This window comes from Bradyrhizobium sp. WYCCWR 12699 (genome assembly GCF_032144035.1).
In the GTDB taxonomy this organism is placed as follows: domain Bacteria; phylum Pseudomonadota; class Alphaproteobacteria; order Rhizobiales; family Xanthobacteraceae; genus Bradyrhizobium.
Genome location: NZ_JAVTJN010000011.1, coordinates 1 through 23611 on the forward strand (window position 1 = coordinate 1; position 23611 = coordinate 23611).

The 23611-nt window shown below is 61.1% G+C and carries 20 protein-coding genes and 6 pseudogenes; 5 read left to right on the top strand and 21 right to left on the bottom strand.

Annotated features, from left to right (window positions below; all coding sequences use genetic code 11):
* Positions 1–328: 328 nt before the first annotated feature.
* Positions 329–448, bottom strand: a pseudogene (locus RPS27_RS08385) (ATP-binding protein); the annotation flags it as partial.
* Between the two features lie 510 nt (positions 449–958).
* Here RPS27_RS08385 and RPS27_RS08390 point away from each other — a divergent pair.
* A complete protein-coding gene (locus tag RPS27_RS08390) occupies positions 959–1345 on the top strand; it encodes a recombinase family protein (protein WP_128929831.1) in 387 nt (128 codons plus the stop codon).
* A 31-nt stretch (positions 1346–1376) separates the two neighbouring features.
* Entirely contained in the window at positions 1377–1754 is a 378-nt protein-coding gene (locus tag RPS27_RS08395; RefSeq protein WP_194468754.1) for a hypothetical protein, read from the top strand.
* A 6-nt stretch (positions 1755–1760) separates the two neighbouring features.
* Here RPS27_RS08395 and RPS27_RS08400 read toward each other — a convergent pair.
* The 7 genes and pseudogenes from RPS27_RS08400 to RPS27_RS08430 all read right to left on the bottom strand — a co-directional run.
* A pseudogene (locus tag RPS27_RS08400) lies at positions 1761–1901 on the bottom strand (ATP-binding protein); the annotation flags it as partial.
* A gap of 265 nt (positions 1902–2166) precedes the next feature.
* A pseudogene (locus RPS27_RS08405) lies at positions 2167–3190 on the bottom strand (IS110 family transposase).
* 55 nt (positions 3191–3245) lie between these two features.
* A pseudogene (locus tag RPS27_RS08410) lies at positions 3246–3774 on the bottom strand (ATP-binding protein); the annotation flags it as partial.
* 11 nt (positions 3775–3785) lie between these two features.
* A pseudogene (istA, locus tag RPS27_RS08415) lies at positions 3786–5247 on the bottom strand (IS21 family transposase).
* A 159-nt stretch (positions 5248–5406) separates the two neighbouring features.
* Positions 5407–5541, bottom strand: a pseudogene (locus tag RPS27_RS08420) (transposase); the annotation flags it as partial.
* 257 nt (positions 5542–5798) lie between these two features.
* Positions 5799–6707 carry a 3-hydroxyacyl-CoA dehydrogenase NAD-binding domain-containing protein gene (locus RPS27_RS08425; protein WP_128929829.1) on the bottom strand — a complete coding sequence of 303 codons (909 nt, stop codon included), beginning with the start codon at positions 6705–6707 and terminating at the stop codon, positions 5799–5801.
* The gene (locus RPS27_RS08430; protein WP_128955110.1) at positions 6704–8119 is read right to left on the bottom strand and encodes an amidase; all 1416 of its coding nucleotides are present in this window, start codon (positions 8117–8119) and stop codon (positions 6704–6706) included. Before RPS27_RS08430 ends, RPS27_RS08425 begins: the two co-directional genes overlap by 4 nt.
* Before the next feature lie 576 nt (positions 8120–8695).
* Here RPS27_RS08430 and RPS27_RS08435 point away from each other — a divergent pair.
* The 3 genes from RPS27_RS08435 (at position 8696) to RPS27_RS08445 (ending at position 11166) form a co-directional block, all read left to right on the top strand.
* The gene (locus RPS27_RS08435) at positions 8696–9427 is read left to right on the top strand and encodes a LuxR family transcriptional regulator (protein ID WP_128929827.1); all 732 of its coding nucleotides are present in this window, start codon (positions 8696–8698) and stop codon (positions 9425–9427) included.
* Between the two features lie 81 nt (positions 9428–9508).
* The gene (locus RPS27_RS08440) at positions 9509–10141 is read left to right on the top strand and encodes an acyl-homoserine-lactone synthase (RefSeq protein WP_128929826.1); all 633 of its coding nucleotides are present in this window, start codon (positions 9509–9511) and stop codon (positions 10139–10141) included.
* A 59-nt stretch (positions 10142–10200) separates the two neighbouring features.
* Positions 10201–11166, top strand: a complete 966-nt coding sequence (locus RPS27_RS08445) for a LysR family transcriptional regulator (protein WP_128929825.1) — start codon at positions 10201–10203, stop codon at positions 11164–11166.
* On the opposite strand, the gene RPS27_RS08450 is transcribed toward RPS27_RS08445, so the two are convergent.
* The 13 genes from RPS27_RS08450 to RPS27_RS08510 all read right to left on the bottom strand — a co-directional run bounded on the left by RPS27_RS08450 (position 11136) and on the right by RPS27_RS08510 (position 23605).
* Positions 11136–11372, bottom strand: a complete 237-nt coding sequence (locus tag RPS27_RS08450; protein ID WP_128929824.1) for a DUF2274 domain-containing protein — start codon at positions 11370–11372, stop codon at positions 11136–11138. The two genes, RPS27_RS08445 and RPS27_RS08450, sit on opposite strands and share 31 nt — an antisense overlap.
* A gap of 4 nt (positions 11373–11376) precedes the next feature.
* A complete protein-coding gene (locus RPS27_RS08455) occupies positions 11377–12585 on the bottom strand; it encodes a TrbI/VirB10 family protein (RefSeq protein ID WP_128929823.1) in 1209 nt (402 codons plus the stop codon).
* A complete protein-coding gene (trbG, locus tag RPS27_RS08460) occupies positions 12582–13529 on the bottom strand; it encodes a P-type conjugative transfer protein TrbG (protein WP_128929822.1) in 948 nt (315 codons plus the stop codon). Before trbG ends, RPS27_RS08455 begins: the two co-directional genes overlap by 4 nt.
* A 32-nt stretch (positions 13530–13561) precedes the next feature.
* Complete coding sequence (gene trbF / locus RPS27_RS08465) at positions 13562–14245, bottom strand: conjugal transfer protein TrbF (RefSeq protein ID WP_128929821.1); 684 nt, start codon at positions 14243–14245, stop codon at positions 13562–13564.
* Positions 14246–14703: 458 nt separating this feature from the next.
* Positions 14704–15933: a P-type conjugative transfer protein TrbL gene (gene trbL / locus RPS27_RS08470; RefSeq protein WP_128929820.1), complete on the bottom strand. Its 1230-nt coding sequence runs from the start codon at positions 15931–15933 to the stop codon at positions 14704–14706.
* A complete protein-coding gene (gene trbK-alt, locus RPS27_RS08475) occupies positions 15930–16304 on the bottom strand; it encodes a putative entry exclusion protein TrbK-alt (protein ID WP_128955109.1) in 375 nt (124 codons plus the stop codon). The genes trbL and trbK-alt overlap by 4 nt, the downstream gene beginning before the upstream one ends.
* Positions 16304–17035 (bottom strand): P-type conjugative transfer protein TrbJ, encoded by a 732-nt coding sequence (gene trbJ / locus RPS27_RS08480; RefSeq protein WP_128929818.1) that lies wholly within the window; start codon positions 17033–17035, stop codon positions 16304–16306. The genes trbK-alt and trbJ overlap by 1 nt, the downstream gene beginning before the upstream one ends.
* On the bottom strand, positions 17032–19473 hold the full coding sequence (gene trbE, locus RPS27_RS08485) for a conjugal transfer protein TrbE (RefSeq protein WP_128929817.1): 2442 nt from the start codon (positions 19471–19473) through the stop codon (positions 17032–17034). Before trbE ends, trbJ begins: the two co-directional genes overlap by 4 nt.
* An 11-nt stretch (positions 19474–19484) precedes the next feature.
* Complete coding sequence (locus RPS27_RS08490; RefSeq protein ID WP_128929816.1) at positions 19485–19748, bottom strand: VirB3 family type IV secretion system protein; 264 nt, start codon at positions 19746–19748, stop codon at positions 19485–19487.
* Complete coding sequence (locus RPS27_RS08495) at positions 19748–20017, bottom strand: TrbC/VirB2 family protein (protein ID WP_232995658.1); 270 nt, start codon at positions 20015–20017, stop codon at positions 19748–19750. The genes RPS27_RS08490 and RPS27_RS08495 overlap by 1 nt, the downstream gene beginning before the upstream one ends.
* Positions 20018–20064: 47 nt before the next feature.
* Positions 20065–20985, bottom strand: a complete 921-nt coding sequence (gene trbB / locus RPS27_RS08500; RefSeq protein ID WP_128930183.1) for a P-type conjugative transfer ATPase TrbB — start codon at positions 20983–20985, stop codon at positions 20065–20067.
* A gap of 201 nt (positions 20986–21186) precedes the next feature.
* Positions 21187–21615, bottom strand: coding sequence for a CopG family transcriptional regulator (locus RPS27_RS08505; protein WP_128929814.1), 429 nt, complete (start codon positions 21613–21615; stop codon positions 21187–21189).
* Between the two features lie 7 nt (positions 21616–21622).
* Positions 21623–23605, bottom strand: a complete 1983-nt coding sequence (locus tag RPS27_RS08510; protein ID WP_128955108.1) for a conjugal transfer protein TraG — start codon at positions 23603–23605, stop codon at positions 21623–21625.
* Positions 23606–23611 lie beyond the last annotated feature (6 nt).

Here is a 23611-nt window from a genome sequence, read left to right on the forward strand (position 1 = left end):
ATCGAGCCCCCATAGGTCCTCGCTCACAAGACGCGGCTTCGTTCAATCCAGCTTCAAATAGGTCCCGCGCTGGACTTGCGGCGAGATCTGCGACGCGGGACCTATTTGAACCCTCCAGTATTCCGAGATGATCTCGCCCACCATTCCGATTTGATGTCGCCCGGGGCGCGAGGCGTTCTGGCTGTCTGGTTTCTGGCATCGGCGAAGCCGCGTGGTCAATCTTGAATCGCGGCTCGACGGGCGGGTTTTTCTGTTGTTCCTGCTGTGGGCATGTGGGCAACGCTCTTGCGTTGTCCAAGCGTAGCGGCATGTCCACAGCGCCACAGGCTCAGGCCTTTCGGTCAGGTTTGCGGGTTCGCCGCATGCTTTCGCCGTTCAGATCGATCCGGTGGGCGTTATGGACCAGGCGGTCGAGGACGGCGTCGGCGTAGGTGGGATCACCAAACACAACAGAGTGCCCCTATTTTGGAACGGGTCGTGTCTCACGTCACGATCACTGACCCGCATCATTTTCTTTTTGGGCACCGGCTTGAGGTGCTGAAGGAGCGGTCGGGGGCGGTCCCGCCTACGTCGTTGTCGCGCTGCCGGACGGCCGGCCGCGGGCAGTTCGGATCGCGTCGACGGATCTTGTCGAGACGCCGATCACGCCTCGCCCGAACGCCGCCGATCTGCCGCGCATCAGTGCCCGTACGCTGATCCCATTGATGCAACATTTGAGCGCGAGTCTGAGCCTTCTCGACGAGAAGGTGATTCGCGATGACCCACCGACCGCTTCCAGGTCGCGTTGCGTATCGACCCCTGCCGATATTGGCAAATCCACCCCGCCGTCCGACGGCCGACATTCCGCGCCTGTGGCCGAATCTGTCGACCGCGACGCAAACCCAGATCGCTCAAATCCTCGCCACGCTGCTGCGGCGAATGCAAGCGGTTCCCGGCACGGCCGGAAGGAGACTGGGTCGTGCTGATCAGCTCGACCGTCGCTGACGAGCGGCTCACGACCGCACACCGAGCCAAGTTGGCCTACGTCTACGTGCGGCAGTCATCCGTGAACCAGGTGCGCCAGCACCAGGAGAGCACCGAGCTGCAGTACCGCCTCGTCGATCGGGCCATCGGTCTGGGCTGGCCGCCGGAGCGCGTCCAGGTCATTGACGAGGATCTGGGCAAGTCCGGAGCTGGCGCTGTGGATCGTCATGGTTTCCAGAAGCTCATTGCCGAGATCGGCCTTGGCAACGCCGGCCTTGTGGTGAGCCTCGACGCTTCTCGCTTGGCCCGTCGTCTGGCAGACCGCCACAACCAGCGAGCATCACGTACAACGGCGCGTTCATACCTACCGCAACTACATTGACATTGATCGGTTGCGGCGACGGATCGTCGAGTTGAATGCTGAACATAAAATGGATGCCGAGATCGCGGCAATCCTCAATCAGGAAGGCTTTGTCGCGGCCCGAGGCTGCGCTTTCAAAGGCGAGAACGTCCGGCTGTTGCGCACCCGCTGGGGCATTCCCACGGTCAAAATCAACGGCGTAGACAAGAATCCGATGCGCTGGCCCGACGGCAGCTTCTCGATTCAGGGCGCAGCGGCTGAGCTTGGAGTAACCCCGCAGACGGTATTCGACTATCTCGCGCGCGGAATGCTGGCAGGTCGTCAGTTAACCAAAGGCCAGCCATGGCAGATCGAGCTCTCAGACGAACAAATCAGTCAGCTTCGCAATCGAGTACAACACACCAAGCGTTCGAAGGAGGAGGCATCATGAAGTCATCGGCTCGCCGATCAGCGCGTGCCATTGATCGATCGGGAGCTGGCTGGTGACGATGGTGGAGCCGCGGCCGTAGCGGTCCTCGAGGATCTCCAGGAGGTCGTGGCGGGCCGCGGCGTCAAGCGGCTCGAGGCCCCAGTCGTCGTATGTGGACGGCCTCTGATGGCAAGCACAATTTGGCACTTCGAACGACTTGGACGGCTGCGATCGTATGTCCGGCGTTTAGCGCGGATCATATCTCCGCTGGCCCTGATGAAGTCCGACAACCAAGGGGTCACATCAAGGATGCGAGCTTTGAGGCTCACACGACTGGTCGGGTTTTCCTGGTTTTCGGTGGCGACCGTTGTCTTTCATCATGCCTTTCTTGCACTTACCAAGCTTATAACTCTTCGATGCGGCTGTCCGACACTCAAAGTTTGGCGAACATCTCGGTGCGGAAGCATTCTCCGGTTTTCATCATTGCCCAGATGATCCGAGCAAGCTTGTTGGCGAGGGCGACGGTCACAAGCCGCGCCGGCTTTTTTAGCCAAAAGCCCGACAATCCAGTCGCGCAAGCCGCCGCGGCGTTTTTCCACAACGTTTAGAAGCGATGTTGCTCCGAGAACGAGTAACTTCCTTATATATCGATTACCCGCCTTGGTGATGGTTCCGAGAGTTGGTTTACCCCCGCTTGAAATTTGCCTGGGCGTCAGACCCAGCCAGGCAGCAAAATCCCGTCCCGAATTGAATACGCTTGGGTCTGGTACACTGGCTGTAATTACCGAGGCAACAAGCTTGCCAACGCCGGAAATTTCTCCGAGCGAACGGCTCGTCTCGCTGAGCGCGTGAGCCTTGGCGATCTCCCTCTCCAAATCATCGAGTGCGCCTCCGAGCGCATCAATTTGCTGACCGAGAACCCTCGCGGCCAGGACAGCGGCGTCGGGAAGAGTCGCATCGCCTTCTGCGAGGCCTAAAGGCTCGTCGACGCGGCCGGTGCCCTTGGCGACGACAAGACCGAATTCGGCCAAATGGCCGCGTAGAGCGTTCACGCTCATCGTTCGCTGTTTGACCAGCAGCTCGCGCGTCTTGTGCCACATCAGGGTCGCTTGCTGATCAGCGCTCTTGATCGGCACAAAACGCATGGCAGGGCGCGAGACCGCTTCACAGATGGCTTCCGCATCGACGGCATCGTTCTTACCTCGCTTGACATAGGGTTTTGTGTAGGCCGGCGGCATCAGAGACACATCGTGTCCCATGGCCTTCAGTTCGCGCGCCCTATAGTGGGCTGAGCCGCAAGCCTCCATGCCAACGCGGCACGGCTCGATCCTCGAGAAGAACTCGCGCATCGTCCGGCGCGTCAGCTTGCGCTTTACGGCTGGTGCATCCTCACTAGACAGCGCATTAATCTGAAAATAGTTCTTGGCGAGATCAACGCCTATTCTAATAAACTTCATCTCGGACGGTCCCCCTTCTTTGTGGCGCTCTGGCGACCACGCCTTGGCACTATGATGCCGTTGAGGTGAGGCCGTCCACACCATCAAAGATGAGGAGATCGACGCGGCCAAGCGCGCGCAGCAGGCGGGAGTGGCGGCCGTCGCCGCGCGCCAAAGCGAGATCGCTAAACAGCCGTGGGACGCGCTGATAAAGCACGGAGCGATTGTCGCGGCAGGCCTTGTTGCCGAGCGCTGAGGCGAGCCAGCTCTTACCGACGCCGGAGGGCCCGCAGATCAAAAGGTGGCGTGGTCGTCGATCCATTGCCCTTCGACCAGCATCGTCAGCAGGCTGCGGTCGAGGCCGCGCGGGGTGCGATAGTCGATGTCCTCGACGCAGGCCTCCTGGCGCAGCTTGGCGTATTGCAGCCGCTTCGACAGCCGCTTGTCGCGTCGCAGCGACGCTTCGCGTTCGAGCAGGAGCGCGAGCCATTCGGCGTGGCCGAGGCTTGCGGCCTCGCCGCCGGCTTCGATGTCGGCGAAGGCGCCTTCGCCATGCCATGCAGGCCGAGCGTGTAGAGTTGATCGAGGGGCGGATGCGTGAGCAAGGCGTGATCTCCTAGTTGTAGTAGCGCGGCCCGCGGTTGTTGGGATGGAGGATCGGCGCGTCGTCCGCGGGCCGCTTGGGTGAAGGCCGCCGATCGAGATTGTTGGCGAGGATCGATTTGACTGAGCCGTAGGTGCGCGCCGATGTGCGAAAGCCCTGCTCGGGGTGCGTGCGTTCATCGAGGATCAGGTCGCACAGCGCGGCGGTGGCCGGCCCGATCGCGGCGGCCTCCTTGCGGATGCGCTCGATGGTCCAGCCGGCGTAGCGCCGATGACTGGACGCCATGTGTTCCGGCACGGTGGTGTGCTTGTGGTTGCCGCTCATGCGCTGATGCGCGGCGATCCGCTCGCCCTTGTGGAATATCTCCACGGTGCGGGCGGTGAAGCGCACCTCGACCTCGGCGCGGACGAAGCGATGCGGGACGCTGTAGTAATGCGCCTCGACCTCGACGTGGTAGTCGATGCTGGCCCGGCAGATCCGCCACTCGGCGAACACGTAAGGGCTCTCCGGCAAGACCCTGAGTGCCGGCCGGTCGATCTCCTCCAGCAGCTTGCGGCGGGTCACGCCGAGCCGCCGGATCGGTCGCTCCTCGTTGAGCCGGGTCATTAACTCGGCGATCGCCGCGTTGACCTCGGCGAGGCTGTGGAAGGTCCGATGGCGCAGCCGTCCGAGCAGCCAGCGCTCGACCATGAGGACCGCCTGCTCGACCTTGGCCTTGTCCCGTGGCCGCCGTGGGCCTGGCCGGCAGAATGGCGGTGCCGTATTGCGCCGCCATGTCGGCGTAGCTGCGGTTGATCTGCGGATCGTACAGGCAGGCCTTGATCACGGCGACCTTGGTGTTGTCCGGCACCAGCAGTGCCGGCACGCCGCCGATCGCCTCGAAGGCGCCGACGTGGCCATCGATCCAGTCGGCGAGCCCCTGCGTCCAGGTCGCCTGCGCGCAGGTGAAGCTCGATGCGCCGAGCACCGCGACGAAGATCTGCGCGGTGCGCCGCTCGCCGGTAAACCGGTCGATCACCACCGGCACGCCGTCGCCCGCATAATCGACGAACAGCTTGTCGCCGGCTGCATGCGACTGGCGCATCGTCGCCGACAGCCGGCCTTCCCAGGCCCGGTAGAGCTCGCAGAACCGCGAATAGCGATACCCGCCGGGTTCGCCCGCGATGTACTCCTCCCACAGGATCGACAGCGTCACGTGCGTGCGCCGGAGCTCGCGGTGCACCGCCGCCCAGTCCGGCTCCGCCTGCCGGCGATGGCCACGCCGGGTGCCGAGACCGGCTCCCGCGCTGGCGAACAACCGGGCTTCCAGCACAGCGTCGGTGATGCCGTCGGGCAATGGCCAGGTCAGCCCCGCCGCTTCAAACCGGCGGATCGTCAACCGCACCGTCGAAGGCACCGTCCCCAACCGCCGCGCAATCTCGCGGGTCGGCATCCCAGCCGACTTCAATCTGATCACATCGCGCACATGGCGCATCGCAAGCCTCTCCGTCGGCATCCAGGTCCCCCTTCGCAACGAAAGGCGGGACCGTATCGGAGCCAGAAGAGGCCTCGTCACCCCGGGTTCGCTCTTGCGATACCCCGGGCGACATCATCCCGGAATGGTGGGCGACATCAAGCGGAATCAGCAGCCGAACTCCTTGACCCATTTGCGCAGAACGTTCTCATGAACGTCCAGGTCGCGGCCGGCTTGTGCCACCGACACCCCGCGTTTCCGGACCAGCTTGACCGCCTAGATCTTGAACTTGCGACTAAACTTCCGTCTCTTCATCGCCCACCTCCGGCTTCATGAAACACCTAATCTCGGTGTCCATCAAACCGGCAGCAGCTCAGACTGAGGGAGCGTGCCACGCGCCGTCGGCGGCTTGGCAATGATGATTGTTTGGTGCAATTCACGCTTGATAGCGCCGTCAGGCAACAGCTTTGGCCAATGTCAACGGCGCGTCAGTCCTGCGAGCGCCGGCTCGGATGTACAGGTTGTCTTCCAATTGTCGCTGAAGTCAACCCACGCTGAGCTTGTCCATATGCTTAAATTGAACTCCGCGCGGCAAGGAGTCTCAAGAGTGCGCGATCACGTTCACCTTCTAATTCGGAAATCGATCTGCCATCCGCCTCTGCATGGACGCCAGCGACCAGACGGGTACAGACATCGGGAGTAAGCTGTGGCTGACCTAGCGTGGCCCATCGGCGTTCCTGGCTAGGCCCGAGATGTCGCAGGTAATGCTCAATTCCCCCAGGACCCCCACCAAGGTGGTAGGCCATATGTGCACCGACCACTGACCAGCGCAGCCCAGGTCCATGCACGAGCGCCGCGTCGACAGCGGCGACATCAGCAATATTCTCGGCGACTAAGTTGACCGCTTCACGCCAGAGTGCTGAAGCAAGCCGGTTGGCGATGTGCCCTACTACGTCGCGGGCTAAAAGAACTGGCTCGCGGCCGAGCCCGCGAAAGAACGACACAGCCGTCGTCCGAAGATCAGCATCGGCCCCATAAATCTCCACTAGCGGCATGATGTGTGGAGGATTGAAGGGATGAGCAGTAATGAATCGCGAGGTTCGTTTTAGGCTGGTGGCAAGCTGTGACCAAGTTAGAGAGGATGTACTGCTTGCGAGTACCGTATCGGGATGGGCTGCCGCCTCAACGCGGCCGTAGAGCTCTCCTTTTAACTCGAGCACTTCGGGTGCGTTTTCCTGAACCCAAAAGGCGTCGGAAACCGCCTGTTCCGGTGTCTCGACAAGGCGAAAGGAACCAAGGCCTGATTCAAGTTCCGAGGGACGAAAAACCTGCTTCTGACATCGAGAAATCGCTTCTTGCAACAGGGACTGCGATTTTGGCGCTGGATCCCAGCCGACGACGTCATAACCATAGGCAGTGAATAGCGCCGACCAGCTTTGGCCTATAAGCCCGCAGCCGAGAACCGCGATTGTGCCATTCATGTTGCGAGCCCCAGATCGATCGGCGTACTGCCGAGTAGCCCCAAACTATCTTCAAGCAGTTTAGCACCGGCCAATAACTGCCCGTCGGCTCGAGGGGGAGCGACCATTTGCAAGCCTACCGGAAGGCCGGAACTCGTGAAACCGCAGGGCAGAGACATCGCGGGGCAACAGACGAGGGTGATTGCAAAAGCGATGGCAACCCAATCCACGTAATTCTCAAATTGTCTGCCGTCGCACTCCATGACGTGGCTGTTGGCCACGGGGAAAGGCTCTACGATTGTTGCCGGCGTCAAGAGAAGATCGTACTTCTCGAAAAACTTAAGTACGCGCACCACCATGGCAACTCGCTGCTCCTCGGCGCGTTCGAGTTGCTCGATAGAAAGCTTCAGCCCTTCTTCGATGTTCCAAACGACGTCCGGCTTGAGCAGATCGCGATGGCTTCGAAGTAGAGCAGCTTTGCTAATAGCGAAATCGAATGCGCGGAGAACGTGGAAGCACTCTTGAGCTTCTCGAAGATCGGGGTGAGCTTCTTCGACGATTACACCAAGTTCGACGAAGCGCGCTGCAGCGCCGCGGGTAATTTCCACAATTTGAGGATCCACGGGTGTAATGCCCAGATCGGCCGAATAGGCAACCCGTCTTGGTCTCTTTGCCGTGCGCGTGGTCGTCAGGAACGATTCTGCGGGTGCCGGCAAGGACAGTGGATCGGCAGGATGCTCACCACTCATTGCGTCCAACAGGAGCGCAACGTCCTCGACATTGCGCGCCATTGGTCCGTGTATGCCGAGGTTGCGGTCGATTTTAGATTTGGGAGTTCGGGCCACTCGGCCCAAGCTCGGCCGAAGACCCACTACACCGCAAAAGCTCGCCGGATTTCGGAGTGAGCCCCCCATGTCAGAGCCATGCGCAACCCAAGCCATGCCGGCGGCGATCGCAACCGCGGCACCTCCGGACGAGCCAGCAGCAGAGCGAGCTGGATTCCACGGATTGAGCGTTGCTCCGAAGAGTTCATTGACCGTGTTGGCCCCCGCTCCGAACTCGGGGGTGTTCGATCTTGCATAAACAACACCACCATTCTGCTCGATGCGCTCGACCAAGATGTCCGACGTCTCAGCTATTTTGTTCCTGAAGATCGGGGAGCCCTGTGTGTTGCGAGTGCCGGCAACGTCAATCAGATCTTTGATGGGAACGGGAAGACCGGCCAGCAGCCCACGTGCGCCGGTAGGTCGCTCCATCAGCGTACGAGCATGTGTGCGCGCGCGATCAAAACAAAGGATGGGCAGCGCGTTAAGCTTGCCGTCGACTTGCCCGATCCGCTGCTCCAGCGCGTCCAGCAGCTCCAGGGGGCTTACTTCGCCATTCCGCAATTTTTCGACAACACTGCAGGCGGTCTGCCTGATCAATTCATGCACTTCAGAACCCCGTCTCTTGCCGTCGTCCCCTTAGTTGGCGATCGAGAGCAATGATCGCAAAAGTGTAGGCATTTTCGAAAGGCCGCTTCGACGACGCATAGAAAAGTCTCCAACTGGACGGCGAGCAGAACGCTGGGCGGCGCTTGACGCGCACGGCCCCGTCTGCCTACGAAAAATTATCTCTTAGCTTTTCCTCAGCCCCGCCTCGCCTGCCGTAGAGAACGTAGGACCACTTTGGGAGTAAATCCGCGAAGAATCCCGGCGTACGCGCATTTATCCTGCCAAATTCTGCGATGAGCGCAGGACTGCGGCCTCTAAGTGTAGTTGCGTGTGTGGAAGATGACCGCCAAACTATCAGGGCTTGTCGTCCTTGCGCTCTTTGGCGGTTCTCGCCTACAGAACCGCCCAGAACAGTGATGTCGGTTGCGCCGTGTCGAAAGTGGACGTGAGCTGAATAGGTGCAGCTCGATCGCTGGTCGGTTAACAGTGTGACGTCGCGAGACTTTCGAACAACTTGCCTTTACGCAGCAAAGGGACTCGTAACGTCGCTCATCTTCTCTACCGAATCGTATGCGAATGAGCACGCACCGTATCTTCCAAAATTTTCTCAATCTGCTGATCAACGCGAACCACGCTGATGGCTTTAGCGACGCCTTGGCGGTCACCGGACGCGCACTTGAGCTGCCATGTTTGGCTTATCTGGCCTGGCCGAAGAGACGGGGTGAGAACGCCCTCGTGATTTCCACGTATCCCGCCAATTGGGTTGCGCATTATGTGCGCAGTCACTATGAGCGCCTCGACCCCATTATCGAGCGTGCGCTGGAGACCACGGAGCCCTTTAGCTGGGACCACAGGGAACCTCATAGATTGATTTCTCGGGCGCAGCGAAGCTTGCTCGACGAAGCTGCTCAGTGTGGGATCCGATTGGGATTCACCGTTCCAATCCACAACGGCGCCTCCATGGCCGCCTTGACGTTTGCCACCGACCAGAATGACCGAGCATTTCAATTGAGCATAGAGCGCCGCTCGGAGGTCCTCCAGTTCATGGCCATTTCTTTCGACCGGCGCGTGCGGCAAAAGCTTTCTCATGAACTGATGATCGCTAACGTTGAACTCTCACGTCGCGAAATGGAGTGCCTCGACTGGGTCGCAAAGGGCAAGACCACATGGGAGATTGGGCAGATCCTGCAGATATCGCCAAATACCGTGAAGTCCTATTTGAATAATGCAAAGAACAAGCTGGGCGTGAGGACATTGGCCGAAGCGACTTCACGACTTGGCGCTGCTAAGGCAGTTAGGCAAGATTAGGGCCGCGCCGCCCCTCTAGTTGTACGTGGTGCCATTTGCACCCGGCTCTCCCATATAGTCGAAATCCGGACAGGAGGGGTCATGATTCAACTGATTGCCGAACCATTTCACGGCGCGTTCTCCCAAACGCTAGCGGCCATGCACAGGCTGCGGCATCGCGTCTTCAAGCAAAGATTAGATTGGAGCGTTCACAGTTCCGGCGAGATGGAGACCGACGAGTTTGACGCGCTAGGTCCGGTATATCTCGTCCAAACGTCGGTCGAGGGACTGGTGCAGGGGTCGGTTCGCCTTTTGCCGACAACCGGCCCGACGATGATCCGCGACACCTTTTCTGTGCTCCTGGGAAAGTGCCCTGCCCCATCGGATCCTCATGTGTGGGAGAGCAGCCGCTTTGCAGTTGATCTTCCTTCAGATGCTCCGAAGGCGGCACACGGGCTTGCGAGGGCAACTTACGAACTCTTCGCGGGCATGATTGAGTTTGGTCTGTCTCGACAGCTCACGAGCATCGTCACAGTCACCGACGTCCGGATGGAGCGAATTCTGAGGCGCGCAGGATGGCCGCTTCGCCGGATTGCATCGCCTTGTGAAATTGGAAACACGCTTGCTGTCGCCGGCCACCTGGAAATCACGCTCAATGCTTTGGACAGGATACGTGCGGCCGGTGGACTCGCCGGCCCAGTTCTCTGGACTCCAGTCCTGTCGCACGCCGCCTGACTGCCGGCTCGCTGCCCGCAGAACTCATCCGACTTAAATCGCCGCACCTTGATTTGTAAATGCCTCCAATCGACCACCTTGCCTGTCAGACACAGCGACCAATATCCAATCCAATAAGTTTACAACATCTGCGCGTTGCTGTGACAGTCAATGAAGCGGGCAGCATTCGGAGCGCAGCCAGGGTGCTGGGTGTCGAACACTCGGCCATCAGTCGGGCGATCGGACGATTGGAATGCCTGGTTGGTACCCGCTTGTTCGAGCGATCGAGATACGGGATGAATCCAACAGCCTCTGGTACGACATTCCTGAGGACGGCAAAGCTTATCATCGAGCAGGTCGATTCATTATCGAAGGCGACAGTCTTGACCCTGTCCAAGCGGGCGGATCACCTGGCTATCGGCTTCTGCCCATTCGTCTCCGCAGGACGAATAACACCTGCGATCGCCGAGTTTCAAAGCCGTTATCCGGAAATCAAGGTCGCCGTCCTTGAACGCGTCATGCCGGAACTCCTGATCGCGCTTCAGACGGGCTCGCTCGATATCGCCATCGCGCCAGACGGTCTATCTTCCATGCTGCTCACGGCGGCCTTTCCCCTATGGCGTGAAGGTATTCTCATCGCACTCGCCAAGAATGATGAGTTAGCTCAGAACGAGTCGGTCTCCTGCGCCGATCTGCACAGTCGAACCGTTCTCGTCAGCCGCGATGATCCCGCAAGAGAAGTCGAAGACCTTCTGGTCTGCAAACTGGCGGCTCATGGAAACGGGGCCTTAATCGAAGCCTGCGACGTGAGCCGCAGCAAGCTGACCAGTCTCGTCAGCATTGGCCGCGGCGTCACGCCGTTATTGGCATCCGAAGCTCACGCCGGATTCCCAGGGGTGGTGTATCGCGAACTGCACGACGCAAGGGGACCCAGTCGGATCACAATGTCAGCTCATGTCAGAACCGGCGATGAAAGATCTGTTGTCGCCCACTTCCTAGCCCTTCTGAGAGAATGTTATTCTTCAGGAGGGGAAGAGCGGGCTTGACGTTTTGATTTCGCAAAAGCCCGGTCTGTCGCCATGAAGCGCGCCAACATCGGGCCAATGAGCTTGGCAGGTTCGACGGCCTGTCCGGTTTGCTTCGCCAGCACATCGGCATAGACGTGCAAATCCCGGTGAACATGGGCCGCGAGTTCGACCGTCATTTTGACAGGCCGATCGTCCACAAGCGCTGCAATCTTCAATTTAGGCATGCGGCTAGCCTCTATAAGGTTCAAGAATGAGATCACGGTTGACCAGGACGCGGACCGGGTAACCCGGGCGTATCGTCAAGGTCGGCTGGATATTGAGGCTACGGCGGACCACTTGTTGGCCGGCCTGGTTCAGCGAATCTGATGCACCGCGCCTGAGGGCACCAATGATTGCGCTGTTGCTATTGCTCGCATCGGAACCTGCACCCGCTTCCGAGCCAACAGCCAGGAAGGTCGACAGCGCCGCCGCCTTGAACAGCTCACCCCAATGGTTGTCAACCTGATCTTCAAGGCCGGCATAGCCTTGCGTGTCTGTCCCCGGTTGGCGCTCCAAGACGACCGAGCGGCCGTTCGGCATGATCAACCGGGTCCAAACGAGCAGCACGCGGCTCTGGCCGAAGCTCACCTGACTGTCATAGATGCCAGTCAGTCTGGCGCCCTGGGGGATGAGGAGAAAGCGCCCGGTGGGCGTATCATAAACATTCTCGCTTACCTGAGCTGTGATCATTCCAGGCAGATCGGAGCGAATGCCGGTGATCAGGGCCCCGGCGATAACCGATCCGGCCTGCACCACGTAAGGTGATGGCGCCTTCACGAGGCGGTCTGGACTGGTCGTTCGTCGATCGGTGGCCGCATTTACGAAGGCGAGCTTCCGGTCCTGAGCGTTTTGCAGTGACCCATCCTCGCTGCTGGGGATCAGGGAGGGAGCATTGGCGCCACCTGCTTGGGCTCCGCTCGACGCTGCCGTGTCCCTCACATTGGTAGAGGCGAACAGTCGGCTTACACGAGCCGCCTCTTGTTCCTGGTCACGGCGTTGCTGTTCCTGGTCGGCCGCAGCGCCTGGCGCGGCGATCTGGCCTTTGGCGGCCAGGATTGGTCTGCCGAGATCGCCGGGAAGAGGTGGACCAAGCTGGGGGACAGGAGGGGTGACCTTCGAGTAGTCCGGCGGCAACGCTGTGACGCTCTCAGCAACATTGTGACGCTCAGCCAGATAGAGCTCCTCGGAAGCGGCCTCACGCGGCCGTTGTTTCTGGAGCGCCCACGTCGCCGCCGCGGCGACCAGCGCCAGGCAGAGCGCGGATCCGGTCAGCAGCACCTTGCGAGACAAGCGGGTGACGCTCGGGTATTCGGGCCGGAGCCGAAACCCATCCTCGAGCTCACCTGTCTCCTGTTCGCCGTCCGGGGAGGTCTCATCTTCGCGGTGTTCTTCCGTCATGACGAAAACCTCCCGTCGGTGCGGACGATCCTAACCTTTTGTTGATGTTCTCCACCAAGCCGCAGTTCGGCAGCCGCAAACAGGCGGTCGACGATCAGGACGCTGCCAAAGGTGCGATAATTGACGATTTCGCTCTTACCGTCAGGCCCGAGCACAAACAGCGGCGGCATTTCGCCTTGGACGATACCTTGCGAGAACTCGATGTAGACTTTTCGGCCGTCGTCGTAGGCTGCAAGGGGGCGCCACGGCGGATTGTCCCCCTCGATCGCATACCGAAAGCGCCGTTGTGCAAGCTCTGGGAGCAGCGGAACAGGAGTCAATTGCTGCCGCTTGATCCGATCTTGCGGATAGTACCACGCGACCGATGGCATGTAGGGCTTCTCGCGCGAGCGGAGCTCGAGGAGATAGGTGCGCCGATCAGTATTGATCACGAGGTTGGTTTCGATGGAGGCGCGCGTCGGCTTGACCAGCACGTGCACCCTGCGCTCCTCGCCGCTGCCGCTTTCGGTGTCGCCGATGACCCATCGCACGGTGTCGCCGGCTGCGAGCGGGCCGGAGCCGGTCAACTGCTCCCCCTCCTCAAGAGCAATGTCGGTGATCTGTCCCGGCGCGGCATAGACCTGATAGAGCGCGCCCGGGCTATAGCTGTAGATCTGTGCGGCGTTGAAATAGCCTCTCCGCCTCGGCTCGACGCGCGCCGCACTGTTGGCGATTTCGATCCGGTTGACCGGCTCGACATCCTCCTTGGTGCCCGGCTTGCCGCCAAGCGACGGCTTCCAGGATGGAGGCACATGCAGGGGACGCGGACGATCATCCGCCGGCGCTGCCGCCACAGGCAGCGGCGGCACATCTGTGTCATAGCTGATTTCGGGTGGAATGAAGGTCGAGCAGCCGCTGAGCATGCAGCCAAGCATGACGGCTGCGGAAGTGATGCCCCTCTTCATTGGCGCTGTCCTGAACTCGCAAGGATATACTTTCACTGCCCCAACTCCTTGGACCAATTGATCGAATTCACATAGATTCCGAGAGGATTTTTGCGCAGCCGATCGGCATCACGCGGCGTTCGGATGACGATGCTCAGGATGGCTGTCCATCGCTCGGTCGAGGCGAGCGAGCCGTTCTCGTAAGCGCGCTGAATCCATGCGACACGAAAGCTGTCGGGCGAGGCCCGTATGACGCTGGAGACTTCCACCGAGATCTGCGCCTTGCCGAGCCCGGCGAATGGGTCGTTTGCCCTGGCATATTCATTGAGTGCGACGGCCCCGCGATCGGTCGTGAAGTCGTAGGCCCGGAGCCAATTCTGCCGCAGCACGATGGCATCGGATGGCAGGGCGCGCACATCTTCGATGAACCGCGCCAGGTGCCAGGCAATTTGTGGATCCGTCGGGTCGTAGTCGGAACTTGCAGGCGAGACCCGCTGAGCTTGACCGAGCCGGTCGACCTCGACGATCCACGGCGTTATCGTTCCTTGTGTCGATTGCCAGATCAGCCCGCCGGCAAGGCTGCAAGACAGAGCAAGGCAGCCGAACGCCATCAAGCGCCAGTTCTTCGCCTGCAGGCGGGCCGAGCCGATGCGCTCGTCCCAGACTTGACCTGCCTTCTGATAAGGGGTGAGTGCCGCCGGCGCGCGGCCATAATGCGTTGCTGATCTCTTAAACATTGAACTTCCCCTGAGTATCCCTGATCCATCGTAGCGAGCCGGCAGCAGACGGCGTTTTGCTCATGTCGGCTGCTCGATGCGGATCACGCGCGCGAACACGCACAAGCACCGTACGATGTGGCAGCTTCTGCACCGCCGGCGGCGAATGCTGCGACTGAGTCCCCTTACTTCCGGGAGCTGCGCCGGATTGCGCGGCAAAAGAACCGAGCCCAATCCTGCCTTCGCACCCGCGACACCGAGAAGAAGGGGCCGTTGGCGCAGCGACGTGTCGGACGGGATCTGGCCATGGATCGCTTGCCAGATCAGAGCTGGCGTCAGCGTCAAGGACAGAATGCGAGAGGCTTGAATGACGCATTGACGACCCAGCCGACGCACTGCAGAGGACCCACGAGAACAGCTGATCATCGGAACAGGCCGAGCGGAGTTCGACGGCCATGCGCCGTTCTCGGAAATCCCTCTCATCGGCGCTCTTCCTGGGAGAGATCGACCGAGCTGCCGCTGCCACCGGGATCGCCGGATTTGACTGCATGAACTGCCGCCGATACCCCCCGATCAAGGCCCTGACCTTGCTTGATGCGCTGAGCCCAAGTGGGGCTACCGCTCGCGGTCTGAGCTGAAGTGCTCGTCGATTGACCGCCTCCGCCAACCGTCGAGGCCATCCTGCGAAGTGGACTTGCTGCTGCAGAGGCGGCCGCATTTGCGACGCCCGTGAGGCCGCCACTGCGATATGCCGCTGCGGTGCCCGTGACAGCGCTTGCGCCCATCCTGCCGGCGCCCACGAGCGCTCCGCCGGCGAGACCTGCCGCACCTGCAGCAAGCCCGGCTGTCGCCACCGCGGCGCCGCCTGCGGCAAGTGCTGTACCGACCGCAGATCCTGCGCCGAGTTGCGGCCCACCGGAGACCAGCCCGCTTGCGATGCTCGGTCCGAAGATCCCCAACGCCAACAGCGAGAGCGCCGCAAGAACCAATGTCATGGCATCTTCGATGGTCGGTTGGGCGCCGTTGAAGCCCGACGTAAATTGCGAAAACAGTGTTGAGCCGATGCCGACAATCACAGCCAGCACCAGCACCTTGATGCCTGATGAGACCACGTTGCCGAGGACGCGCTCTGCCGCAAAGGCGGTCTTGCCGAACAGGCCGAAGGGAATCAGCACAAATCCGGCCAATGTAGTGAGTTTGAACTCGATCAGTGTCACGAAAAGCTGAACGGCCAGAATGAAGAAGGCAAGAAGCACGATTGCCCAGGCAAACAACAGAACCACGATCTGGACGAAGTTCTCGAAAAAGCTGATGTAGCCAATCAGGCTGGAGATCGAGTCCAGGAGCGGACGGCCTGCATCGAGGCCCACCTGCGCGATCTTGCCCGGCCGCACGAAATCGCCGGCCGACAAGCTGGTGCCGGAGGCCTTCAGCCCAAGGCCCGCAAAGCTCTCGAAGACGATACGGGCGAGACTGTTCCAATTTCCGATCAGGTAAGCAAAAACCCCGACGAAGAGCGTCTTCTTGACCAGCCGCGCGATGATGTCGTCGTCCGCGCCCCAGCTCCAGAACAACGCTGCAAGCGTGATGTCGATCGCAGCGAGGGTCGTTGCGAGGTAACCGACCTCCCCGCCCACGAGACCAAAGCCGCTGTCGATGTAGCGTGTAAAAGTCTCCAGGAATTGGTCGATGATGCCCGTGCCGGTCATTGGTCGCCCCCTACCGCAGGACGGGCTAGATAGCCTTGAGGCAATCGGCTCTGATCCTTTGCTTCCAAAGCCTCTTCCGCCGAAGAGCCAACTGACGAACCCTTCGAGTCCGTCTTCTGCCCAAGGAAGCTCCGGCGGCTTTCTGCCCAGACCTTCCGGCAAGTCTCATAGGCATCAGTTTGCGTGGATGTCACGGCACGGCAACGGATCAGGTCAGCCTCGTGCACACTCGGTATTTGGGCGGTCATCGGCTGGTGTTCGAGCTCACCCGCATGATTCTGCAGCGTGAGCGTGCATGCGATGATCGCCACTATGCCGCCAAAGACGGTGATTGCGATCGACACCGCCTTGATAGTTTTCGGATCCCTCATCAGTGAAACATCTGTACGTTGGAGGATTGATAGCCGGGCCCAGGAGTCAGAAAGCGCTGCAGCTGTTCGCGGCCCTGGTCTTGGGCCGCTGCGCGTTGGGCTGCTTCGAGAGCCTGTGCCCGGCCGTGGGCCGCGACGGTCGCGGTGAGATCGGCGAGCTGTTGGGCCTGAAGAGCGAGGAGCTGATTACCGGCCTGGGTTGCCTGGAGCGCGCCGCTGGCGCTCTGGCTCGAGCTCACCAGGGCGGACAGCTGAATGCGATTGGTGTCGAGGTTGCCCACAACGCCGGCTTGGAGGCGAAGAGCGTCCTGAAGCGCTCCGACGGAGTTCTGCCAGCGCGCCTGCGCTCCCGCAAACAGCGCGGCATCGGACTGGCTGCTTGTTGCCGGCGCATAGCTTGTGGCAAAGGCGTGGTCGATCTGTTGGACGTCGTAGGCGATGTGCTGCGCCTGACCAAGGAGCTGCTGGGTGCGCTGGATGGAGGTCTGAAGCTGCAGAAGCGAAGAATAGGGCAGGCTCGCCAGGTTTTTTGCCTGGTTGATCAGCATCTGCGCTTCGTTTTGCAGCGAGGTGATCTGGTTGCTGATCTGCTGCAGCTCGCGAGCGGCGGTCAACACGTTCTGAACGTAATTGTTGGGATCGAACACAATCCACTGGGCACGCGCTGTGCCGCTAGAAAAAGCCGATGCAACAAGGATCGTGATGGCGAAACGCAAGCGTCGAAGGCTCATCGTGATGACTCCAGATTTTTCAGATTCGGGATGAGGTCGATAGCCCAGCTTGCTCCGCGGTGCTCAAGCCAGACCGCTAGAAACCCCTCGGCGCCGTGCTCGGCGACCAGGTGCTCGATTGCGAGTTGATCGGACTTGGCTGATGCGGCTGTAAAGGCGAGTGCGACCTCGCCGAGGCCAAGCTCGAACATGCGGTTGCCTCGGCGAGACTGGCAATAATAGTCGCGCTTCGGCGTTGCCCTGCTCAGGAGTTCGATTTGGCGATCATTGAGCCCGAACCGGCGATAGATGGCTGTGATCTGCGGCTCGATCGCGCGCTCGTTTGGCAAGAGCAGCCGCGTCGGGCAGCTCTCGATGATTGCGGGGGCGATTGCCGAGCCGTCGATGTCGGAAAGGGACTGGGTGGCAAACACCACCGAGGCGTTCTTTTTTCGGAGCGTCTTCAGCCACTCCCGCAACTGTCCTGCGAAATCGGCATCATCGAGCGCTAGCCACCCCTCGTCGACGATGATCAATGTAGGCCTGCCGTCGAGCCGGTCACCGATCCGGTGAAAAAGATAAGCGAGTACGGCCGGCGCAGCCCCCGTTCCGATCAGTCCTTCGGTCTCAAATGCCTGGACTGAGGCTTCCCCAAGCCGCTCGAATTCTGCATCCAGCAGCCGCCCATAGGGCCCACCCAGACAATAGGGCTGGAGAGCGCGCTTGAGGACGTTCGACTGCAGAAGGACAGAAAGCCCGGTTAGCGTCCGCTCGGGTACCGGTGCCGAGGCAAGCGAGGTCAGGGCCGACCACAGATGGTCCTTGCCTTCTGGAGAAAGATCGACCTTCTCTCGTGTAAGAAGAGCGGCCACCCAGTCAGTCGCCCAGGCCCGTTCGGCGGGATTGTCGATCCAGGCCAGCGGCTGCAATGCGATCGGTGCGCCATCATCGGCCGACAACGCGCCACCAAGGTCGTGCCAATCGCCGCCCATGGCGATCGCGGCCGCCCGGATCGAGCCGCCAAAATCGAACGCGAACACCTGCGAGCCGGGATAGCGGCGGAACTGAAGGGCCATCAACGCGAGCAGAACCGATTTGCCGGCGCCGGTCGGTCCCACAACAAGAGTATGCCCGACGTCGCCAACGTGAAGGGAGAAGCGGAATGGCGTCGAGCCTTCCGTCTTGCCAAAGAGCAGCGGCGGCGCGTTGAAGTGCTGGTCCCTCGCCTCGCCTGCCCAGACGGCAGAGAGAGGAATCATGTGCGCGAGATTCAAGGTGGAGATCGGAGGCTGCCGAACATTGGCGTAGACATGGCCGGGGAGGCTGCCGAGCCACGCCTCGACGGCATTGACCGTCTCGACCATGCAGGTGAAATCGCGACCCTGAATGACCTTTTCCACTTGGCGTAGCTTTTCGTCGGCCGCCCTTGCATTCAGATCCCAAACGATGACAGTGGCGGTGACAAAGGCCTCTCCGATCTCGTCGGATCCAAGTTCCTGGAGCGCGGCGTCCGCGTCCATCGCCTTGTTGTGCGCATCGGTATCCAGCAGCGAGGATGCTTCGTTCGTCATCACCTCCTTCAGGATCGCGGCAATAGACTTCCGCTTGGCGAACCACTGCCGGCGAATTCGGGTTAGCAGCCTTGTGGCTTCTAGCTTGTCGAGCATGATGGCTCGGCTCGACCAGCGATAGGAGAAGGCAAGCCGATTGAGGTCATCAAGAATCCCAGGGGTCGTGGCGGTCGGGAAGCCGACGATCGTGAGCACCCGCAAATGCGCCGCTCCCAGCATCGGCTCCAGCCCTCCCGAGAGCGGCTGATCCGCCAGCAGAGCGTCCAGGTACATCGGGATCTCCGGGACGCGGACACGATGGCGCTTTGTCGAGATCGTCGCGTGAAGATAGGTCAGTGTTTCGCTGTCATCGAGCCAGCGGCATTCGGGCATGAAGCCTTCGATCAACTGCAGGAGGCGCGCCGTCCGATCAACGAAGCCAGCCAGCACCTGCCGCGCATCGGCATCTTCGTTGCGAGCGCAGCCCTCATAGAGAAGCCGCTCGGCCCTTGCGGCATCTTCCGGCGGCGGAAGATAAAGGAGCGTAAGATAGTAGCTCGACTCGTAGTGGACGCCCTCCTCCTCGAACTGGGCCTTGCGCTCGGCGTCAACGAGCGCGGAGGCGACGTCCGGGAACATGCTCGGCGGGTATGCTCCCGCGGAGTGACGCTGGGCTTCGACGAAGACCGCCCAGCCCGAGCCAAGGCGGCGCAGCGCATTGTTGAGCCGGCCGGCGACTGCGACGAGCTCCGCCGGTACCGCGCTGTCGAGATCGGGCCCGCGAAATTTGGCCGTGCGTTGGAACGAGCCATCCTTGTTCAGGACAATGCCCTCATCGACCAACGCGGCCCAGGGAAGGAAGTCCGCAAGGCGGGTGTTCGACTTGCGATATTCGGCAAGATTCAACATGGGAAAGGTTCCTAAAGATCGAAATGAGCGGGAATTCGCAGGTGGCGGTGTACGACCTCGACGAAAGCGGGATCGCGCTTTGCGGCCCATACAGCTGCGGCGTGGCCGAGCGCCCAGAGCAGCAGGCCCGCGATCCACAGGCGCAATCCCAATCCAAGTGCCGCTGCGAGCGTGCCATTGACGATCGCAACAGCTCTCGGCGCTCCGCCCATCAGGATCGGTTCGGTCAATGCGCGATGCACCGGCACGAGGAAGCCTGCGACGCCCTCCTGCATCAGATCACCACGCCGCCGCCAAACGAGAAGAACGACAGGAAGAAACTCGAAGCCGCAAAGGCAATCGACAGGCCGAAGACGATCTGGATCAGCCGGCGAAAGCCGCCGGACGAATCGCCGAAGGCCAGCGTCAAGCCTGTGACCACGATGATGATGACCGCGATGATCTTGGCGACAGGCCCCTCGACCGATTGCAGAATCTGGTTGAGCGGCTGCTCCCAGGGCATGTTGGAGCCGGCGGCCATGACGGGGGTAGCGGTCGTGGTCATGGCAATCAAGGCCAGGGTGAAAGCTTGCGAAGTCTGGAGGCGATGGTTCACTTGAGATCTCCTGCTGGTGAAAGACTGTAGTCGCCGCCCGCACTGATGCCCTCGACGCGGGCGAGCTCGGCAAGGCGGCGATCGGCGCCGCGCCCCGAAAGGACGGCGATGACATTGATGGTCTCGGCAATGAGCGCGCGCGGGACGGTGACGACCGCCTCCTGGATGAGCTGCTCCAGGCGACGTAGCGCCCCGAGCGCAGAACCTGCGTGGATCGTGCCGATGCCGCCGGGATGCCCCGTGCCCCAGGCCTTGAGGAGATCGAGCGCCTCCGCGCCTCGGACCTCACCGATTGGAATTCGATCCGGCCGCAGCCGAAGTGAAGAGCGCACGAGGTCAGACAGCGAGACCACGCCGTCCTTGGTTCGCAGAGACACGAGGTTTGCTGCCAGGCATTGCAGCTCCCTGGTATCTTCGATCAGAACGACCCGGTCGGAGGTCTTGGCAACCTCCACCAGCAGCGCATTGGTCAGCGTGGTCTTGCCTGTCGACGTGCCGCCCGCGACGAGGATGTTCTGTCGCCCGGCAACGGCGTCCCGCAGCATCGCGGCTTGACCGGCGCGCATGATCCCGGCGGCGACGTAATCGTCGAGCGTAAAGACAGCGACCGCTGGCTTTCGGATCGCAAAGGTCGGCCGAGCCACGACCGGCGGCAACAATCCCTCGAACCGCTCTCCGGTTTCCGGCAGCTCGGCCGAGATCCGGGGAGCAGCTCCATGGACCTCTGCACCGACATGATGCGCGACCAGCCGAATGATGCGCTCCCCGTCCGCAGGTGACAGCTGCTGGCCGGTATCCTCCAAACCGCCGGACAGGCGGTCGATCCAGAGCCGCCCATCGGGATTGAGCATCACTTCGATGACGGCATCGTCTTCGAGATAGCGCGCGACCGCAGGCCCGAGCGCGCTGCGCAGCATGCGCGCGCCGCGCGAGATCGCCTCCGCTTGAGCCGACTGGATTATCACGAGAGCCCCATTCGCTTGAGAGCGCCCCCCACGAGCGCCTCAGATGGGGACGATTAGAAAAACCACGATGGAAGATGACGCAACAACGTGGCTCGTCGGATCGTAGGCTAGCGTAGAAAGAGAAACATTGGCGCAAAGCCTCAACAACCGATGTCAGTTGCTGTCTCCGTCCGCCGGCTGCCGAACGATATCTTCGGGAATCTCGCGCAGAAAACTCTGCCCCTTTTGCAGGCGACGGCCGAGCGTCTCGACAAAACCCTCGAAGCGCTCACGCCCCTTGGCTTGGGCGGCAGCCTGGGCGTCGGAGGGAAGCGGGGGCGTGACTGTCAACCAGAACCGCACGAACAGAGCCAGAGTTTCAGCGGTAAGTCCGAGGTCGCGTTCGAGGCGTTGCATTTGGCGCGATATCCTGTCGAGACGACGCGAAAAGGCGGCTTCCCGCCGGTCCGAGCCATCTGGGGACAGGAACGAGCTGACTGCCGCCTCGACGATTGCAGAGCGTGAGATGTTTTTTCGATCGGCAAGTTCCGTGATCTGTGCCAACAGCTCTGGAGGGAAGTAGACGTTCATGCGGTTGCGCATGATCTTCTCACAATTCAATGCCATCATTCGGGTCGAGTGCGGCTTGCCGCGCAACGCCGCGCATCTTCTGCCGCAGCAGGCGCGACTGGCGCGCGGCATCTTCGTCGTCTTCCAGCACGGCGAATTCCTCGGCCGGCGCGACCTCCGTCGTTTCCTTAACGATGGCGAGGTGATCCGGAAGCTCGGGCTCTCGCCGCAGTCCGCCATTGGCCGTGTCAGCGTCGCCACCGCCAATGTCCGCGGGCGTCTTATCGGGAATAGCGGCCTTCAGCCCTGACCAGCTGTCGGCGCGAGAAGACCTTCGGATCTTGACGGGATCTGGCGGGGGAAGTACGCGCTCGGCAAATCGCTCATCCTCGTAGTAGCGCACTTTTCTCGCACGGATTGGAGGAGTGCCTGCCACCATCACGATCTCCTCTGACGGCGGCAGCTGCATGACCTCTCCCGGGGTCAGAAGCGGCCGCGCGGTATCTTGGCGAGAGACCATGAGATGGCCGAGCCATGGGTTGAGCCGATGGCCGGCGTAGTTCTTCATGGAGCGTATTTCGGTTGCCGTGCCTAGCGCATCGGAGACGCGCCTTGCGGTGCGCTCATCATTGGTCGCAAAGCTTACCCGGACATGACAGTTGTCTAGGATCGCGTTATTCGGGCCGTAGGCCTTCTCGATCTGGTTGAGCGACTGGGCAATGAGGAACGCCTTGATGCCGTAGCCGGCCATGAAAGCCAGTGCCGACTCGAAAAAATCAAGTCGTCCCAAAGCTGGAAATTCATCCAGCATCAGCAACACGCGGTGACGGCGATCCTTATCCTGAAGGTCCTCGGTGATCCGCCGCCCGATTTGGTTGAGGATCAAGCGGACTAGTGGCTTGGTTCGCGAAATATCCGAGGGCGGCACGACCAGGTAGAGCGTGGTGGGGCAGTTGTCTGCGATAAGGTCGGCGATCCGCCAATCGCAGCGGCTTGTCACTTCGGCGACGACGGGATCCCGATAAAGTCCGAGGAAGGACATCGCTGTCGAAAGCACACCCGAGCGTTCATTCTCGGATTTGTTCAGCAGCTCTCTTGCCGTAGAGGCGACGACCGGATGCGGCCCCTGGTCCTTGAGGTGTGCTGTCGTCATCATCGCGTTCAGCGTCGTTTCGATCGGCCGCTTGGGATCCGATAGAAAAGCGGCGACGCCGGCGAGCGTCTTATTGGGCTCGGCATAGAGGACGTGAAGGATTGCCCCGACGAGCAGGGAATGACTGGTTTTCTCCCAATGGTTCCGCTTGTCGAGCGAGCCCTCGGGGTCTACGAGCACATCTGCGACGTTCTGGACGTCCCTGACCTCCCACTCCCCGCGCCGGACCTCCAGAAGCGGATTATAGGCTGATGATCTGGCATTGGTCGGATCGAACAGCAGCACACGGCCGTGCTTCGACCGAAACCCGGCTGTGAGCTGCCAGTTCTCACCCTTGATGTCGTGCACGATGGCCGAGTGCGGCCATGTCAGCAGCGAGGGGACGACGAGCCCGACGCCCTTGCCGGACCTCGTTGGAGCAAAGCAGAGGACGTGCTCGGGCCCATCGTGACGCAGGTCGTTCTTCTCCAGTCGGCCAAGCACAACCCCGTCCGCGCTCAGCAAACCTCCCGCCCTCACCTCCTCAAGCTTGGCCCATCGGGCCGAGCCATAGGTGGCAACGTCCTTGGCCTCCCGGGCGCGCCAGACAGACATGGCGATGGCCACGGCGATGGAGAGAAAGCTTCCAGAGGCGGCGATGTAGGCGCCCTCGGTGAATACGTCAGGTGCATAGGCGTCGAACACGAACCACCACCAGAAGAACTCGGGCGGGTAATAGACCGCAAATCCATACATCTTGAACCAGGGCAGACCGAGCTCGGGTTGGAAGGCCAAGCGCCAGGCCGTCCACTCCGTCGCGCTCCAGATCGTGAGCAGGACGATCGCGCCGACAGCCACGAGCTGCCCCCACAAGATCTTGGTTCCGGACATCGACAA